Origin of the sequence: Microbacterium sp. (genome assembly GCF_048259935.1) — a bacterium.
Classification (GTDB): Bacteria; Actinomycetota; Actinomycetes; order Actinomycetales; family Microbacteriaceae; genus Microbacterium.
Window position 1 is genome coordinate 142384 of record NZ_JBLXHF010000006.1, and the last position, 15997, is coordinate 158380.

At 64.3% G+C, this 15997-nt stretch carries 15 protein-coding genes; 2 read left to right on the forward strand and 13 right to left on the reverse strand.

All coding sequences use genetic code 11. The features are described from left to right. Window position 1 precedes the first annotated feature (1 nt). From ACN0RC_RS11845 to pdxS, 11 genes are all read right to left on the reverse strand, one after another. The gene (locus ACN0RC_RS11845; protein ID WP_417511951.1) at window positions 2-2251 is read right to left on the reverse strand and encodes a RelA/SpoT family protein; all 2250 of its coding nucleotides are present in this window, start codon (window positions 2249-2251) and stop codon (window positions 2-4) included. Between the two features lie 68 nt (window positions 2252-2319). Next, entirely contained in the window at window positions 2320-3309 is a 990-nt protein-coding gene (gene secF, locus ACN0RC_RS11850; protein ID WP_417511952.1) for a protein translocase subunit SecF, read from the reverse strand. Beyond that, window positions 3309-5039, reverse strand: a complete 1731-nt coding sequence (secD, locus tag ACN0RC_RS11855; protein ID WP_417511954.1) for a protein translocase subunit SecD — start codon at window positions 5037-5039, stop codon at window positions 3309-3311. Before secD ends, secF begins: the two co-directional genes overlap by 1 nt. A 73-nt stretch (window positions 5040-5112) precedes the next feature. Beyond that, window positions 5113-5514 carry a preprotein translocase subunit YajC gene (locus ACN0RC_RS11860; RefSeq protein ID WP_417511956.1) on the reverse strand — a complete coding sequence of 134 codons (402 nt, stop codon included), beginning with the start codon at window positions 5512-5514 and terminating at the stop codon, window positions 5113-5115. Window positions 5515-5585: 71 nt separating this feature from the next. Beyond that, entirely contained in the window at window positions 5586-6626 is a 1041-nt protein-coding gene (gene ruvB, locus ACN0RC_RS11865) for a Holliday junction branch migration DNA helicase RuvB (RefSeq protein ID WP_417511958.1), read from the reverse strand. Continuing rightward, on the reverse strand, window positions 6619-7254 hold the full coding sequence (gene ruvA / locus ACN0RC_RS11870; protein WP_417511960.1) for a Holliday junction branch migration protein RuvA: 636 nt from the start codon (window positions 7252-7254) through the stop codon (window positions 6619-6621). The genes ruvB and ruvA overlap by 8 nt, the downstream gene beginning before the upstream one ends. 18 nt (window positions 7255-7272) lie before the next feature. Next, window positions 7273-7848 carry a crossover junction endodeoxyribonuclease RuvC gene (gene ruvC, locus ACN0RC_RS11875; RefSeq protein ID WP_417511962.1) on the reverse strand — a complete coding sequence of 192 codons (576 nt, stop codon included), beginning with the start codon at window positions 7846-7848 and terminating at the stop codon, window positions 7273-7275. A 46-nt stretch (window positions 7849-7894) separates the two neighbouring features. Further along, complete coding sequence (locus tag ACN0RC_RS11880) at window positions 7895-8662, reverse strand: YebC/PmpR family DNA-binding transcriptional regulator (protein WP_417511964.1); 768 nt, start codon at window positions 8660-8662, stop codon at window positions 7895-7897. Between the two features lie 73 nt (window positions 8663-8735). Beyond that, window positions 8736-9605: a DUF402 domain-containing protein gene (locus tag ACN0RC_RS11885; RefSeq protein WP_417511966.1), complete on the reverse strand. Its 870-nt coding sequence runs from the start codon at window positions 9603-9605 to the stop codon at window positions 8736-8738. Window positions 9606-9614: 9 nt separating this feature from the next. Beyond that, entirely contained in the window at window positions 9615-10208 is a 594-nt protein-coding gene (gene pdxT, locus ACN0RC_RS11890; protein ID WP_417511968.1) for a pyridoxal 5'-phosphate synthase glutaminase subunit PdxT, read from the reverse strand. Continuing rightward, window positions 10198-11097, reverse strand: coding sequence for a pyridoxal 5'-phosphate synthase lyase subunit PdxS (pdxS, locus tag ACN0RC_RS11895; RefSeq protein ID WP_417511970.1), 900 nt, complete (start codon window positions 11095-11097; stop codon window positions 10198-10200). Before pdxS ends, pdxT begins: the two co-directional genes overlap by 11 nt. Before the next feature lie 95 nt (window positions 11098-11192). Between pdxS and ACN0RC_RS11900 the strand changes: the two genes are divergently transcribed. Both ACN0RC_RS11900 and pdxY read left to right on the forward strand, forming a co-directional pair. Further along, window positions 11193-12500, forward strand: coding sequence for an aminotransferase class I/II-fold pyridoxal phosphate-dependent enzyme (locus ACN0RC_RS11900; protein WP_417511971.1), 1308 nt, complete (start codon window positions 11193-11195; stop codon window positions 12498-12500). Window positions 12501-12530: 30 nt separating this feature from the next. Next, the gene (gene pdxY, locus ACN0RC_RS11905; protein WP_417511973.1) at window positions 12531-13382 is read left to right on the forward strand and encodes a pyridoxal kinase PdxY; all 852 of its coding nucleotides are present in this window, start codon (window positions 12531-12533) and stop codon (window positions 13380-13382) included. Here the strand turns inward: pdxY and ACN0RC_RS11910 are convergent. Together ACN0RC_RS11910 and thrS are read right to left on the reverse strand one after the other, a co-directional pair. After that, on the reverse strand, window positions 13360-13923 hold the full coding sequence (locus tag ACN0RC_RS11910) for an HIT family protein (protein ID WP_417511975.1): 564 nt from the start codon (window positions 13921-13923) through the stop codon (window positions 13360-13362). The genes pdxY and ACN0RC_RS11910 overlap by 23 nt on opposite strands. Further along, window positions 13920-15857 (reverse strand): threonine--tRNA ligase, encoded by a 1938-nt coding sequence (gene thrS, locus ACN0RC_RS11915; RefSeq protein ID WP_417512104.1) that lies wholly within the window; start codon window positions 15855-15857, stop codon window positions 13920-13922. Before thrS ends, ACN0RC_RS11910 begins: the two co-directional genes overlap by 4 nt. Between the last annotated feature and the right edge of the window lie 140 nt (window positions 15858-15997).

Here is a 15997-nt window from a genome sequence, read left to right on the forward strand (position 1 = left end):
TCTAAGAAGAGGTGACGCGGTAGACGTCGTACACCGCGTCGATCCGGCGCACCGCATTGAGCACACGATCGAGATGCACGGAGTCGCCCATCTCGAACACGAACCGACTGATCGCCAGGCGATCATCATTGGTGTTCACCGTCGCGGAGAGGATGTTGACGTGGTGCTCGCTGAGCACTCGGGTCACATCTGAGAGCAGCCCGCCGCGATCGAGGGCTTCGACCTGGATCTGCACCCGGAACACGCTCTTGCCCGTGGAACCCCACTCCACATCGATGAAGCGCTGCTCCTGGTCGCTGAGCGCCTGAACGTTGACGCAGTCAGCGCGGTGCACAGACACGCCGCTGCCGCGGGTCACGAAACCGACGATCTTGTCACCCGGAACGGGCGTGCAGCACTTGGCGAGCTTCACCAGAATGTCCGAAGCACCGCGCACCAGGATGCCGGAGTCACCGGTTCGCGGCACGTGCGCCCGTGGCTGCACCGGAATGTCGATCGCACCAGTGCTCGTATCGTTCGCCGCGATGAGGGCGGTGACCTTCTCGAGCACCGACTGCGTGGACACGTGTCCTTCGCCGACTGCAGCGTACAGGGCAGACACATCTTCGTACCGAAGCTGGAGTGCCACTTCAGCGAAGGAGTCATGGTTCATCAGCCGCTGCAGCGGCATGTTCTGGCGCCGCATCGCGCGAGCGATGGACTCCTTGCCCTGCTCGATCGCCTCTTCGCGGCGTTCCTTGGTGAACCAACCCTTGATCTTGTTGCGGGCGCGGGTGCTCTTGACGAACGACAGCCAATCCTGGCTGGGGCCGGCATCCGGATTCTTCGACGTGAACACCTCGACGACGTCGCCGCTGTTGACCACTGTCTCGAGCGAAACCAGGCGACCATTGACCTTCGCACCCATGGTGCGGTGGCCGATCTCGGTGTGCACGGCATACGCGAAATCTACTGTCGTCGCGCCGGACGGCAGCCCGATCACTCGCCCCTTGGGCGTGAAGACGTAGACCTCTTTCGCCCCGATCTCGAAGCGAAGGGAGTCGAGGAACTCGCTTGGGTCCGCTGTCTCGGCCTGCCAGTCCGAGATGTGTGCCAACCAGGTCATGTCCGTGTCGCTCGGACCATCGACGGACTTCCCGCCGTTCATCCGCTCTTTGTACATCCAGTGCGCTGCGACACCGAACTCGGCCTGCTGGTGCATCTCGTGCGTGCGGATCTGGATCTCGACAGTACGGCCGCTCGGGCCGATGACCGTCGTGTGCAGCGACTGATAGAGGTTGAACTTCGGCGTCGCGATGTAGTCCTTGAAGCGACCGGGCAGCGGCGTCCAACGAGCGTGGATCGCACCGAGCACGGCGTAGCAGTCGCGAACTGACCCGACCAGCACGCGGATGCCGATCAGATCGTAGATGTCGTCGAACTCACGACCTCGCAGCACCATCTTCTGGTACACCGAGTACAACTGCTTCGGGCGTCCGCCGACCTGCCCCTTGATGCGGAGGTCGTGCAGGTCTTCGCCGATCGATTCGATGACCTGCTTGAGGTACTTCTCGCGCTGAGGAGTGCGCTGAGCGATCAGGCTGTTGATCTCGGCGTAGATCTTCGGGTGCAGCACCGCGAACGAGAGGTCTTCGAGTTCCGACTTGATCGTCTGGATGCCGAGTCGGTTAGCCAGCGGCGCGTAGATCTCCAGAGTCTCTCTGGCCTTCGGCGCAGCCTTCTCGGGTGGTACGAAACCCCATGTGCGCGCATTGTGGAGGCGGTCGGCAAGCTTGATCAGCAGCACGCGGATGTCCTTGGACATCGCCACGATCATCTTGCGGACGGTCTCGGCCTGAGCGCTCTCGCCGTACTTGACCTTGTCGAGCTTGGTGACGCCATCAACGAGCATCGCCACTTCGTCGCCGAAAGTGTCCGTCAGCTCTGAGAGGGCGTACCCGGTGTCTTCGACGGTGTCGTGCAAGAGGGCCGCCGCGATTGCACGGGGCCCCAGCCCCATCTCGGCAAGGATCTGCGCAACGGCCAGCGGGTGAGTGATGTACGGCTCGCCGCTGCGCCGCTTCTGCCCCTCGTGCTTCTCCTTGGCAACCTTGTATGCCCGCTCGATGATCGCGAGATCGCCCTTGGGGTGGTTCACCCGCACGGAGCGGATGAGGTTGTCGAGATCGTTGATCCGAGGCGCGCGCGAGAAGATGCGCGGGACGAGTCGTCTCAGACTCGAGCCCTGCGCCTGAGTAGACGCCTCCGCCATCGCTTCACCTCCGGGTCACCACATCTTACGCGCCTGCCGGGGTTCGGGCCCGGCAGCGGTCAGCCGCCTCAGGCGTCGACTGCGGCGCGAGCACGAAGCTCGAGCACGCGGCGATCGCTCTCCACGATGTGCGGCTCCTTCTCGCGGAAGAGCGAATACAGCGGGGCTGCGACGAAGAGCGTGGAGTACGTGGCGACCAGAATGCCGACGAAGATCGACAGCGAGATATCTGTGAGTGTCTCAGCACCGAGCCAGAATGCTCCGATGAAGAGGATCGCACCGACCGGCAGAGCCGCGACGATCGACGTGTTGATCGAACGCACGAGCGTCTGGTTCACGGCGAGGTTCACCGACTCTCCGAAGATTCGAGACGAGTTCCCGCCGTCCTCCGTGGTGTTCTCTCGGACTTTATCGAACACCACCGTCGTGTCGTACAGCGAGTACGCGAGGATCGTGAGGAAGCCGATAACGGCCGCCGGCGAGATCTCGAATCCTGCCAGCGCGTACACACCGACCGTGATGACGAGCACGTCGAGCAGGCCGATGATGGCTGCCGCCGACATCTTCCAGGTGCGGAAGTAGATCGCAAGGATCAGGAACGTCAGCGCGAGGAAGATCGCCAGACCCCACAGCGACTGTCGGGTGACGCTCTCACCCCACTGCGGGCCGATGAAGGATGATGTGATCTCTTCCGGGGCGACGTTATATGCCTCTGCCAGTGCGTGGGAGACGGCCTGAGTGTCTTCCGCCGACATCTGCGAGGTCTGCACCCGCACGTCTGTGCCACCGACGATCGCGACCTTCGCCGTCGATTCTGGAACGACCGATTGCACAGCTGTCGTCGCGGTCGCCTGATCAGTGGAGTCCGGCGCGAGCACCGTGAACTGCGACCCACCGGTGAACTCGATCGAGAACTGCACTGGGCGCAGAAGAGGCACAAGGGCGGATGCCGCGACGAGGACGATCGCGATGATGAACCACAGACGACGCTTGCCGACGAACGGGAAAGAGGTCTTTCCCGTGTAGAGGTTGTTGCCGAACTCATTCATGGAGGCCATCAGCGCTCTCCCTCGCTTCCCGAGTTCGTGGATCTGCTCGACGTGAGCGCCTGTTCTCTCTTGCGCTCGGCGATCGTCTGTCGCCGCTCCGCTTCGCCGCGCGAGCGGCTGTTCTTCGCTGCACGACCGACCGTGGTCTCTGCGACCTCGCGGTACTGCGAGCGGGTGTGGTAGACCGCGCCGAGCGCATCAGGGTCGAGGCCCGACAGCTTGTGTCCACCGCCGAAGAAACGAGTGCGCGCGAGGATCTGCATCACCGGGTGCGTGAAGATCACGAAGATGAACACGTCGATGAGGGTCGTGAGCCCCAGCGTGAAGGCGAAGCCCTTCACCGTCGAATCGGCGAGGACATACAGCACGACAGCGGCGAGGATGTTGATCGATTTCGAGATGTAGATGGTTCGCTTCGCGCGACCCCAACCGTCTTCGACGGCGCCGGTGATCGACTTTCCGTCTCGCAGCTCATCTCGTATTCGCTCGAAGTACACGATGAAGGAGTCGGCGGTGAATCCGATCGACACGATCAGACCCGCGACACCTGCCAGCGAAAGACGGAAGCCGAGGCGCCACGCCAAGATGCAGATGATGATGTAGGTCAGCACACCCATCACCGCGATGGAGGCGATGATCACCGTACCGAGCGCGCGGTAGCTGATCAGCGAGTACACCGCGACGAGCGCGAGTCCGATGAGGCCGGCGATGAGGCCGACCTGGAGCTGCTGGGTTCCGAGCGTTGCGGAGATCGTGTCCGAACTCTCGGTGGTGAAGCTGAGCGGCAGCGCACCATACTTGAGCTGGTTGGCGAGCGTCTCAGCGGTCTCCTGAGTGAACGACCCGGAGATGCTCGGCTTTCCGTTGAGGATCTGCGCGTTCATCTGCGGAGCCGAGATGACCTTGCCATCCAGAACGAACGCGAACTGGTCGCGCGGGCTCAGACCGTCGAGCTTGTTCTGGTAAAGGCGCTGGCTGATCTCGCCGAAGACCTTGGTGCCGTGGGTGTCGAGGGTGAGCTGCACGGTCCAGGCGCCCGACTGCGGGTCGCGACCGCTGGTGGCGTCATCGATCGCGTCACCCGAGAGCTCCATCGGACCGAGGATGTACTTCACCGTGCCGGTGTCATCACACGTGATCAGGGGTTCGTCAGCGGGAGCGCTGGAGGCGTTGTTCTCAGGGTTCGTGCAGTCGAAGGCGAGGAACTCCCCCTGCAGCTTCTCGGTCACCCATGCCATGTCGCTGCCGTCGGTGGGCGTCGCTGTCGGCACGGCGTTCGCCGAGGGATCGGGCGAAGGATACGGCGTGCTGTTGCCGTCTTCGCCGACGAACTCGGTCGCGGGGTCGCCTGCGAAGATCACGGAGCGGAACTCGAGCTGTGCGCTGGCCTGGATGCGAGCGCGGGTCTCCTCGTCGGCGACACCCGGGATCTGGACGACGATGTTGCGTCCGCCCTCGGTCGTGATGTCGGCTTCAGCGACACCAGAAGCGTCGACACGCTGGCGGATGATCGAGACTGCCTGGTCGAGCTGCTCCGCCGTGGGGTTCGCCCCGTCTTCGGTGACGGCGCTCAGCACGATCTGTGTGCCGCCCTGCAGGTCGAGAGCGAGCTCAGGAGTCCAAGAGCTCTTCTGGAATCCGTAGACACCTACTGCATTGATGCCGAACAGAGCGGCCGTCACGAGGAGAAGGCCGAGGAGGACCTTCCACGCATGGCGGACAGGAGAGGATGAAGCCACGGATGTTCAGCTTTCTGCGTTACCGAGTGGACCGGACAGGGCCAGCGAAGAGACTACTACTCACCGATGGCGATCAGTTGCCGTCGGCGTCGCGCTCCAGGCGGGCACGGGTCTGCTCGGGCGTCTCAGGAGTGGAGTCGATCTCAATCTCTTCGATCACGTGGTCGTGAGCGTCTGCGTCGGACTCGAAGTCTGCGACTGCGTCATTCGGCTCGACGATGCGGAGGATCGCCTGGCTGTGGACCTCGATGATCGTTCCCGGCGCGATCTCGACGAGTGCGGGCGTGTCGAGGTCGTTGGGGTCGTATGCGACGATCGTGCCGTAGAGGCCGCCCTGGAGCAGGACCTTTACGCCGGGAACCGTCTTGGTGGCCTTCTCTTCCTGTTCGGCCTTCAGCGCCTTCTGCCGCTTGCGCGTGTTGAAGAACATGAAGACGAGAAGGACGGCGAGGAGGCCGAAGAGGACGATTTCCATCAGGCAGAGCCTTTCAAAATGTGCACGCCGAGGGTCGGACGTGCCGGGGGCAGGGGTGAAGTCTTCAGCGATTATAGGTCATCGAACAATGCGGCGCTTTCGGGATGCGACAGCCCGAGATGCGCATACGCCTCTGGCATCGCGACCCGACCGCGGGGGGTGCGGCCGAGGAAGCCGATGCGCACGAGGAACGGTTCAACCACGCTCTCCACGGTTTCTGCCTCTTCGCCGACGGCGACAGCGAGGGTACTCAGCCCTACAGGTCCTCCGCGGAAGCGGTGCACGAGCGCCTCGAGAACCGCGCGGTCCAACCGGTCCAATCCGATCGGGTCGACGTCGTAGAGCTCGAGCGCCGCGTTGACATCACCGAGCGTTGCACCACCGCGTTCACCATGGACGAGCGCGTAGTCGCGCACTCGACGCAGAAGTCGATTGGCGATGCGCGGAGTGCCCCGCGAACGCCGAGCGATCTCATGACGCGCGTCGACGGGCACGCCCACATCGAGCACGAGCGATGATCTCGCGATCACCTTCTCGAGGTCGGCATCGTCATAGAACTCCAGGTGTCCGGTGAAACCGAACCTGTCGCGCAGCGGGTTGGGGAGCAGCCCGGAACGTGTCGTCGCACCGACGAGAGTGAAGGGGGCCAGATCGAGCGGGATGCTGGTGGCCCCTGCCCCCTTACCGACCATGATGTCGATACGGAAGTCTTCCATCGCCAGGTAGAGCATCTCCTCGGCGGAGCGCGCCATGCGGTGGATCTCATCGATGAAGAGCACCTCACCGGGGACGAGGCTCGACAGGAGCGCAGCGAGGTCGCCGGCGTGCTGAATCGCCGGCCCGCTCGAGAGCCGGAGCGGACGTTCGCTCTCGTGGGCGACGATCATCGCGAGCGTGGTCTTGCCGAGCCCGGGAGGTCCTGCGAGCAGGATGTGGTCAGGAGGACGATTCTGGATGCGCGCGGCATCCAGGAGCAGCTGAAGCTGACCGCGGACTTTGGGCTGCCCGACGAACTCGCCGAGGCTCTCCGGTCGGAGCGCGCCTTCGATCGCCAGCTCTGTCTCGTCGACCGGCTCAGCGGGATCGCGGCCCTCGAAGTGCTCCTCAGCCACGTGCGCCACCAGCCTTCGCTGGGCCCAGAGCCGCGAGCGCCTGCCGCAGGAGCGCAGACACTGATGCGCGGTCAGCTTCGCTCGCGGCTTCTGCCGTCTCTGCCGCGGCCTCGATCGCGACCTTCTCGGACCAGCCCAGTCCGATCAGTGCGGTAGTCAACTGAGTGACGACCACATCGCCTGCGGGCGCGGCGCGTCCCGCGGCAGACGCAGGAGGCTGAAGCTTGCCCGCGAGCTGCACCACAATGAGTTTCGCCGTCTTGGGTCCGATACCCGACACACGGCGGAACGGAGCGTCGTCGTCGTCTGCGACCGCAGCAGCGATCTGATCGACCGTGAGATGTCCGAGGACGCCGAGGGCCGACTTGGGTCCGACTCCCGTCACGCTCAGAAGCTGCGTGAACACTTCCAACTCGAGAGGTTCGGCGAATCCGTACAGACTCAGGGCGTCTTCACGCACGATGAGATTCGTATACAGCCGCAGTTTCTCACCGACGCGGGCCGTGTGCGCGACGTCGCCAGGCACAGAGACGAAGAAACCCACTCCTCCGACATCGATCACGACATGGTCAGCGCCGGTGGCGGGCACCCCCGTGGACAGAACCGTGCCGTGGAGCGAGGAGATCATTGCTCCAGCCTACGATCTTCATCGTATGTATGTTCGAGCGACACGCTCGGCGTCCGCCCACGCCCGTTGCGCGGGCGTCAGCGACTCCGGCGCCCCAGGGGCGGCCCCACCGCGTCGCCACGCATGACACAGTGCGATCGCCAGGGCGTCAGCCGCGTCGGCAGGCTGAGGTGGCGCATCCAGTCGCAGAATGCGGGCGATCATTGCCTGCACCTGCTTCTTGTCCGCGGAACCGTAGCCGGTCACCGCTGCCTTGACCTCACTCGGCGTATGGGTCGCGGCGGGCAGTCCCGCTTCGGCAGCGATCAGGAGAGCGACGCCGCTGGCCTGGGCGGTGCCCATCACCGTGTGGCTGTTGTGCTGGGCGAAGACGCGCTCAACGGCGACAGCATCCGGTTCGTGCTCACCGAGGACATCGCGGATTCCCGCGGCGACCGCTGCTAACCGCTCTCCGATGGGAGCATCCGGCGGAGTGCGGATGACGCCGACGTGCACCAGAGTCCCACGTCGCGAACGGTCGACATCGACGATCCCGACACCGCATCGGGTGAGGCCGGGGTCGATCCCGAGCACGCGCAGAGAAGAAGCCGCCACTCCCCCAGGGTATGCGTGGGGGAAGTGACGGCCCGGCAGGCTCGCCTCAGTCTTCTTCTTCGTCGTCCTCGAGTTCAGCCTGCACCTCTGGGGTGAGGTCCAAGTTGCTGTAGACGTTCTGCACGTCTTCGCTGTCTTCGAGTGCGTCGATGAGACGGAACACCTTGCGGGCGGTCGACGCATCTACCTCGACCTTGACGTTCGGCACGAACTCGACGTCTGCGGATTCGTAGTCGATCCCGGCATCCTGCAGAGCAGTGCGGACGGTCACCAGGTCGGTGGCCTCAGTGATGACCCCGTAGTCGTCGCCGTGCGGCTCGATCTCTTCCGCACCGGCCTCGAGTACGGCCTCCATCACGTCGTCTTCGGTTGTCCCCTCAGAACCGACCACGATGACGCCCTTGCGCTCGAAGTTGTACGCGACGCTGCCTGGGTCAGCGAGTGTGCCGCCGTTGCGGGTCAGCGCCGTACGCACCTCTGCGGCTGCACGGTTCTTATTGTCGGTCAGACACTCGATCATGAGGGCGACACCGTTGGGTCCATAGCCTTCGTACATGATCGAGAGGTACTCGACAGCCTCGCCGCCGATACCGGCGCCGCGCTTCACTGCGCGATCGATGTTGTCCTTCGGGACGGACATCTTCTTCGCCTTGAACACGGCGTCATAGAGCGTCGGGTTGCCCGCCATATCGGCGCCGCCGAGCTTCGCCGCTACTTCGATGTTCTTGATGAGCTTGGCCCACGACTTCGCGCGCCTCGAATCGATGACGGCCTTCTTGTGCTTCGTCGTCGCCCACTTGGAATGCCCGGACATATGTCTCCGCTCGTCTCGCGCTTTTTAGCGCCCTCATTCTACGCGGTTCCCGGCAACCGTTCCGCGCGAGTGCTCAGCCCTCGAGGCTGTTCGGGCCTGATCGGTGCCTCGCGGACTCGATCAGGGGCGTAGAAGGCAGGGCGACAGGCGCATCCATCTCGGCATCCGGGGTCCACTGCGCCCAATCCTCATCGAGGGGCCATGCGCCATCCACGATGAAGTCGTGTCCGGCGTGATCGGCGAGTACGCGCACCGCCTCTGCCTGCTCCGCGGTGAACCGTCCGTGTCTCACTACGGCTTCGAGCTCATCGGCGTCCTTCAGCCAGACGTCCTCGGACCCGACGTGTTCGGCATCGATCCAGATGTCGAGAACGAGGTCATTCGAGAAGACGCTCGAGTCCTCGCTCCCCCGGCGGTGAGGGAGTTCGAGGTTGACGTACACGCCGGCCGGAGAGCCGTCCGCGCGCCGGAAGAACCACACCGACCAGGGCTTGCCGGTCGGTGCGACACGGACGACGCCCTGCCCGGTCCATGTCTTCTCGCGCGTCACCCAGGGCTCGAGGAAACGCTCCTCCAAAGGAACATCCCGATGACGCCTGCCATCGGCCGGGCCCGGCTCAAGACGCGAAGATCCCGGGGGAATCCAGATGACGAGTCCACGCTCATCGTCCCGGATCACCCGCACTGCCTCGATATGCCGGCCATAGCGCCAGAGGATGGGCTGACCGGGCGCGTACCGAGGAGCATCAGCATCCGACGAGAGAACAGCCTCGTCGAACGCAGGATCTTCATGTGCGTGAGCTTGTTGCTCCAGCACTGCGACAGCTTCATCAAGTGGCATCTCGGTCGAAGCGATCGATTGCCAGTCGTTCCCTCGACGGCCGATCAGGGTGACTGTGCCACCGCTCTCTGAGACATCCGTGGATCCGATCGGCAAACGCATCCCGCCACGCTACCGCGATGTCACCGAGTCCAAGAGCCTTTCGTGGAAGCGGGTCTCGCCGGTGATTTCAGGATGAAAACTGATGCCGATGAGGGGGCCTTGCTCCACGGCGACGACACGACCGTCCGGCAGCGCGGCGAGTGTCGAGGCCCCGGGCCCCACAGCCGTGATCACCGGCCCGCGGATGAACGCCGCGCGAACGGGCTGTGCTCCGAGCGCTGGCACGATCAGGGCGACTTCGAACGACTCCGTCTGGCGTCCGAACGCGTTGCGCTGCACCCTGACATCGAGTCCGCCGAAGGTCTGCTGCCCCTCCGCCGCGTCGGTCAGGGCATCTGCGAGCATGATGAGCCCTGCGCAGGTGCCGAGCATCGGCATCCCGTCTCTGATCGCCTGACGGATCGGTTCCTGCAAGCCGAACGAACGCGAGAGCTTGTCGATGACCGTCGACTCGCCACCCGGAATCACCAGGGCGTCGACCTCAACGAGTTCCGCTGGACGCCGCACGCGCAGCGTGTCAGCCCCGAGCCCCTGCAGGACGTGCTCGTGCTCGCGCACGTCGCCCTGCAGGGACAGGATGCCGATACGTGGGTTACCAGCCACGCTCGGCGAGGCGGTGCGGGGCGGGGAGGTCGGAGACGTTGATGCCGACCATCGCCTCTCCGAGGCCGCGCGAAACCTCGGCGATGACCTTCGCGTCGTCGTAGAAGGTCGTCGCCTTCACGATCGCCTTAGCGCGCTCAGCGGGGTTCCCCGACTTGAAGATGCCGGAGCCGACGAAGACGCCGTCGGCGCCGAGCTGCATCATCATGGCGGCATCCGCTGGGGTGGCAACGCCACCGGCGACGAAGAGCACGACGGGGAGCTTTCCCGTCTCGGCGATCTCCGCCACGAGCTCGTACGGTGCCTGCAGTTCCTTCGCCGCGACGTAGAGCTCGTCCTTCGGGAGAGCCGCGAGAGCTGCGATCTCGCCGCGGATCTTACGGATGTGCTTCATGGCTTCAGACACGTCGCCGGTGCCCGCCTCGCCCTTGGAGCGGATCATCGCCGCCCCTTCGTTGATGCGACGCAGTGCTTCGCCGAGGTTGGTCGCACCGCAGACGAAGGGAACGGTGAAGTCGTACTTGTCGATGTGATTCACGTAGTCGGCGGGCGAGAGAACCTCGGACTCGTCGATGTAGTCGACACCGAGTTCCTGAAGCACCTGCGCCTCGACGAAGTGTCCGATGCGGGCCTTCGCCATCACCGGAATCGAGACGGTACTGATGATGCTGTCGATCATGTCCGGGTCGCTCATACGAGAGACGCCACCCTGCGCACGAATGTCGGCAGGGACGCGCTCGAGCGCCATGACGGCCACTGCACCGGCATCCTCGGCGATCTTCGCCTGCTCAGCGGTGACGACGTCCATGATGACGCCGCCCTTGAGCATCTCGGCGAGTCCGCGCTTGACGCGTGCCGATCCGGTGGTGGAATTCTCGTCTGCAACCATGGTGGATCCTTCCGTGCATCCAAAGCTGTGTTTGATCTATGCCAAAAGATAGCACTGTCTCCGCGCCCCGTAGACTCAGATGTCAGGAGGCGTCATTGAACGAGCAGATCACCGGTCGAACGGCCGCTGAGATCGCCGGCAGCGTGCGCGAACTGCGCGAACGCGGAGTGCTGCCTCCCGGCACCCTGCTGCCGCCCGTGCGAGAGCTCGCGGCGCTTCTCGGTGTCAACCGGAATACCACGGTGGCCGCGTACCGACAGCTCGCCCAGGCGGGCATCGTCGTCAGCCGCGGCCGAGCCGGAACGATGATCATCGAGCACGACGCCGTCGCCCAGGAGGGCTACGCCGCGAACACCGTGCTCCGTGACATCGGCACGGGAAACCCCGACCCCTCTCTCATCCCTGATCCCTCCGCGGTGCTCGCCGGTGTGGTGGGAAGGCCCGTGCTCTACGGGGAACCCGTCATCGATCCTGCTCTTGAGGCGTGGGCGCGGGAGTGGATCGCACCAGACCTGGCGGCATCCGACTTTCGCATCACCGTCACGAGCGGAGCGGTCGACGCCGTCGAACGACTGCTCGCCCAGGCGCTCATGCGCGATGACGCGGTGGCGCTCGAAGATCCATGCTTCCTCGCCAGCATCCACACGGTGAGGCTGGGTGGCTATCGCGCCGTGCCGGTGCCCGTCGATGACGAGGGCATGACCGTCAATGGCCTCCGCGAGGCATTGGATGCGGGAGTCCGGGCGATCATCTCCACCCCCCGCGCTCAGAACCCGACCGGGGCGAGCCTGTCCCCCACGCGTGCTGCTGCTCTGCGGGAACTGCTTGCGCAGCATCCCTATGTCTTGATCATCGAAGACGATCACTTCTCGATGCTGTCCGAGCAGCGATACGAGAGCCTGATCGGCCCCGGTCACCAGCGCTTCGCACTGCTGAGATCGGTGTCGAAATTCCTCGGCCCTGATATGTGCCTCGCGATCGCCGCCACAGATCCGGAGACCGCCGAGCGCCTCTCCATGCGATTGAGCCCTGGAACAACCTGGGTGAGTCACCTGCTGCAGCGCCTCGCGCTGGGGATGCTGACCGATGAAGACGTGCGCGCACGAATCCGTGCAGCCGGAGCCCACTACGCAGAGCGCAATCGCGTGTTCGCCGGGCGACTGCGCGAACAGGGCATCGATGCCGAGTACACCGACGGAATGAACCTCTGGGTGCGCTTTCCGAAGCCGGCACGCACGGTCAGGGAACAGCTGATGCGCCGTGGCTGGCTCGCACGCACCGGGGACGAGTTCCTCCTCGACGACAACGCCGATCCCTCGCACCATCTGCGACTCACCGTGCATGACCTCAGCGATGACGACGCAGAGCAGCTCGTTGCAGACATCGCTGTCGCAGTGCGCTGAGCGAGGCTTCGACAGTGAGAAGATCGAGGGATGAAAATCCTCTCGATCCAGTCTGCCGTCGCCTACGGACACGTCGGCAACTCCGCCGCGGTGTTTCCGCTGCAGCGCATCGGCGTCGATGTGCTGCCGGTGTACACGGTGAACTTCTCGAACCACACCGGTTACGGCGCATGGCGCGGCCCACTCATCGACCCGAAGGACGTCCGTGACGTCATCATCGGCATCGAAGAGCGCGAGGTCTTCCCCCAGGTCGACGCGATCCTGTCCGGATACCAGGGCGGCGAGGGCATCGGTGAGGTCATCATCGATGCCGTTGCGCGCGTGAAGGCGGCAAACCCCAACGCTCTGTACGCTTGCGATCCGGTGATGGGAAACGCAAAATCCGGATGCTTCGTCGCGCCGGCCATCCCGGAGCTGCTGCGCGAGAAAGTGGTGCCGGTCGCCGACATCATCACGCCGAACCAGTTCGAACTGGGCTTCCTCACGCGCACGGAGCCCGACACGCTGGAGTCGACCCTGGAGTCCGTCGACCTCGCCCGCGCGATGGGCCCTCGCACCGTGCTGGTCACGAGTGTGGAGCGGCCAGACCGTGAAGAGGGCACGATCGAGATGCTCGCCGTCGACGACGCAGGTGCGTGGATCGTGCAGACGCCGTTCCTGCCGATGAAGGCGAACGGCTCTGGCGATGTGACCGCTGCGCTGTTCACCGCTCACTACGTCTCGACGGGAAGCGCGCAGACAGCACTGGAGCGCACCGCTTCGAGTGTGTTCGACCTGCTGCAGCTCACCCTGGATTCAGGTGACCGCGAGCTCCAGCTCATCGAGGCACAGGAGTCCTACGCGCACCCGAAGATGCAGTTCAGCGCGCGTCAGGTTCGCTGAGCGGCCACGCATTCGCGATGGCCTCCCGCACTTCGCCGAGAAGCTGCGGGAGCGCTTTCGTCTTGGCGATGATCGGAAAGAAGTTCGCGTCGGACTTCCACCTGGGCACGATGTGCTGGTGCAGGTGCGCGTCGACGCCAGCGCCGGCGACAGCGCCTTGATTCATGCCGAGGTTGAAACCGTCGCAGTTCGAGACCTCGCGCAGCACGCGCATCCCGATCTGGGTCAGCTCTCCGATTTCCGCCACTTCTTCTGGCGTCGCCTGGTCATAGGTCGCGACATGGCGGTACGGGCACACCAGCATGTGCCCTGAGTTGTACGGGAAGAGGTTGAGCAGCACATAGGCCGTCTTTCCTCGCGCGACGATGAGACGTTCAGCGTCAGGATGATGCTTCGGAGCCTCGCAGAACGGGCACTCTTCGCGCAGCGGCTCCGGGCCCGCCTGGATGTATGCCATCCGGTGCGGGGTCCACAGGCGCTGGAACTCGTCGGGGACACCGGCGAGATGCCCGGCATCCTCCACGGCGTCCCCGGTCGTCACGCGAGATCTCCCACAGTGTGGACGAGTGCGTGAGACGTGATGGCGGCACGAATACGCGCGACAGCATCCGCGATCGGAACGCCGTTCTCCTGAGTGCCATCGCGGAAGCGGAAGGAGACCGTGCCGGCCTCGCGGTCTTTCTCCCCCGCGATCAGGATCAGCGGAACCTTGCCTGTGGTGTGGTTGCGGATCTTCTTCTGCATCCGGTCGTCCGAGTGGTCGACCTCTGCGCGCACGTCGTGCGAGCGCAGTTGCGCGACGATCCCGTCGAGGTACTCACCGAACTGCTCGGCGACGGGCACGCCCACGACCTGCACGGGAGCGAGCCACACCGGGAAGTCACCCGCGTAGTGCTCGAGAAGGATCGCGAAGAATCGCTCGACCGAGCCGAGCAGAGCACGGTGGATCATGACCGGCCGGTGCTTCTGCCCGTCAGGTCCGGTGTACTCGAGCTCGAATCGCTCCGGCTGGTTGAAGTCGAGCTGAATGGTCGACATCTGCCAGGTGCGCCCGATCGCGTCGCGCGCCTGCACGGAGATCTTCGGTCCGTAGAAGGCTGCTCCGCCCGGGTCATCGACGAGCTCGAGACCGGATGCTACGGCGACCTCGCGCAGCGTGTCGATAGCAGAGCTCCACTGCTCCGGCTCGCCGAGGAACTTGTCGTTGCCCTCTTCGTTCGTAGACAGCTCGAGGTAGAAATCACTCAGACCGTAGTCGCGAAGAAGAGCCAGCACGAGGTTGAGGTTCGTGGTCAGCTCTTCGTGCACCTGGTCCTGTGCGACGTAGATGTGCGCGTCATCCTGCGTGAGACCGCGCACACGAGTGAGGCCGGAGAGTGTTCCGCTCTTCTCGTAGCGATAGACGGTGCCGAACTCGGCTAGGCGCAGGGGCAGCTCACGGTAGGAGCGTCCCCGTGCGCGGTAGATGAGGTTGTGGAACGGGCAGTTCATCGGCTTCAGGTAGTAGTCCTGGCCCTGACGGGTGATGTTGCCGTCTTCGTCGGTGACCTCGTCGAGGTGCATCGGAGGGAACATTCCGTCGGCGTAGGTCTGCAGGTGACCTGAAGTCTGGAACAGATCCTTCTTGGTGATGTGCGGCGAGTTGACGACCTCGTAGCCGTTGCGCAGCAGGTGGCGACGCAGATTCTCTTCGATCTCGTAGCGGATGATCCCGCCCTTGGGATGGAAGACCGCAAGTCCCGAGCCGATCTCGTCCGGGAAGGAGAACAGATCCATCTCGACACCGAGTTTGCGGTGATCACGACGCTCCGCTTCGGCGAGCCGGTCCTTATAGGCCTTCAGCTCTTCTTTGGTGGGCCACGCTGTGCCGTAGATGCGCTGCAGCTGCGGGTTCTTCTCGCTGCCGCGCCAATAGGCGGCGGCGATACGCGTGAGATCCCAGCCGTTGCCGATCATGCGAGTGCTGGGCAGATGTGGGCCGCGGCAGAGGTCCTTCCAAGCGACCTCGCCGTCTTTGGTGGTGTTGTCGTAGATCGTCAGGTCACCGGCGCCGACCTCGACAGAGGCGCCTTCTGCGGCGTTCGCTCCGGAGCCTGGGCCACCGGCGAGGTCGATCAGCTCAAGCTTGAACGGTTCGTCGGCAAGCTCTGCACGCGCCTCTTCTTCAGTGACGACGCGGCGCACGAAGCGCTGACCTTCGCGGATGATCCGCTGCATCTCTTTGGAGATCGCCTTGAGGTCCTCGGGCGTGAACGGAGTGTCAACGCCGAAGTCGTAGTAGAAGCCATCGGTCACGGGTGGGCCGATGCCGAGGTTCGCCTGCGGGTTGATGCGCTGCACCGCCTGGGCGAGCACGTGGGCTGCGGAGTGGCGCAGGATCGCGAGTCCGTCTTCGCTCTCGATCGTCACCGGGGTGATCTCGTCGGTCTCGGCGACGGTGGTCGCGAGATCCTTCAGTTCGCCGTTCACGCGCATCGCGACGACGGATCGGTCAGAGAACAGGGCGAAGCCGTCGCGGGGCGCGGCGTTCTGCTCGTCGATTTCAGGCACAGGTCACTCCATCTGGGTCACCTTCTAGGCTACTCGCCTCGCGGGCCTCAGCAGACGACCGATGA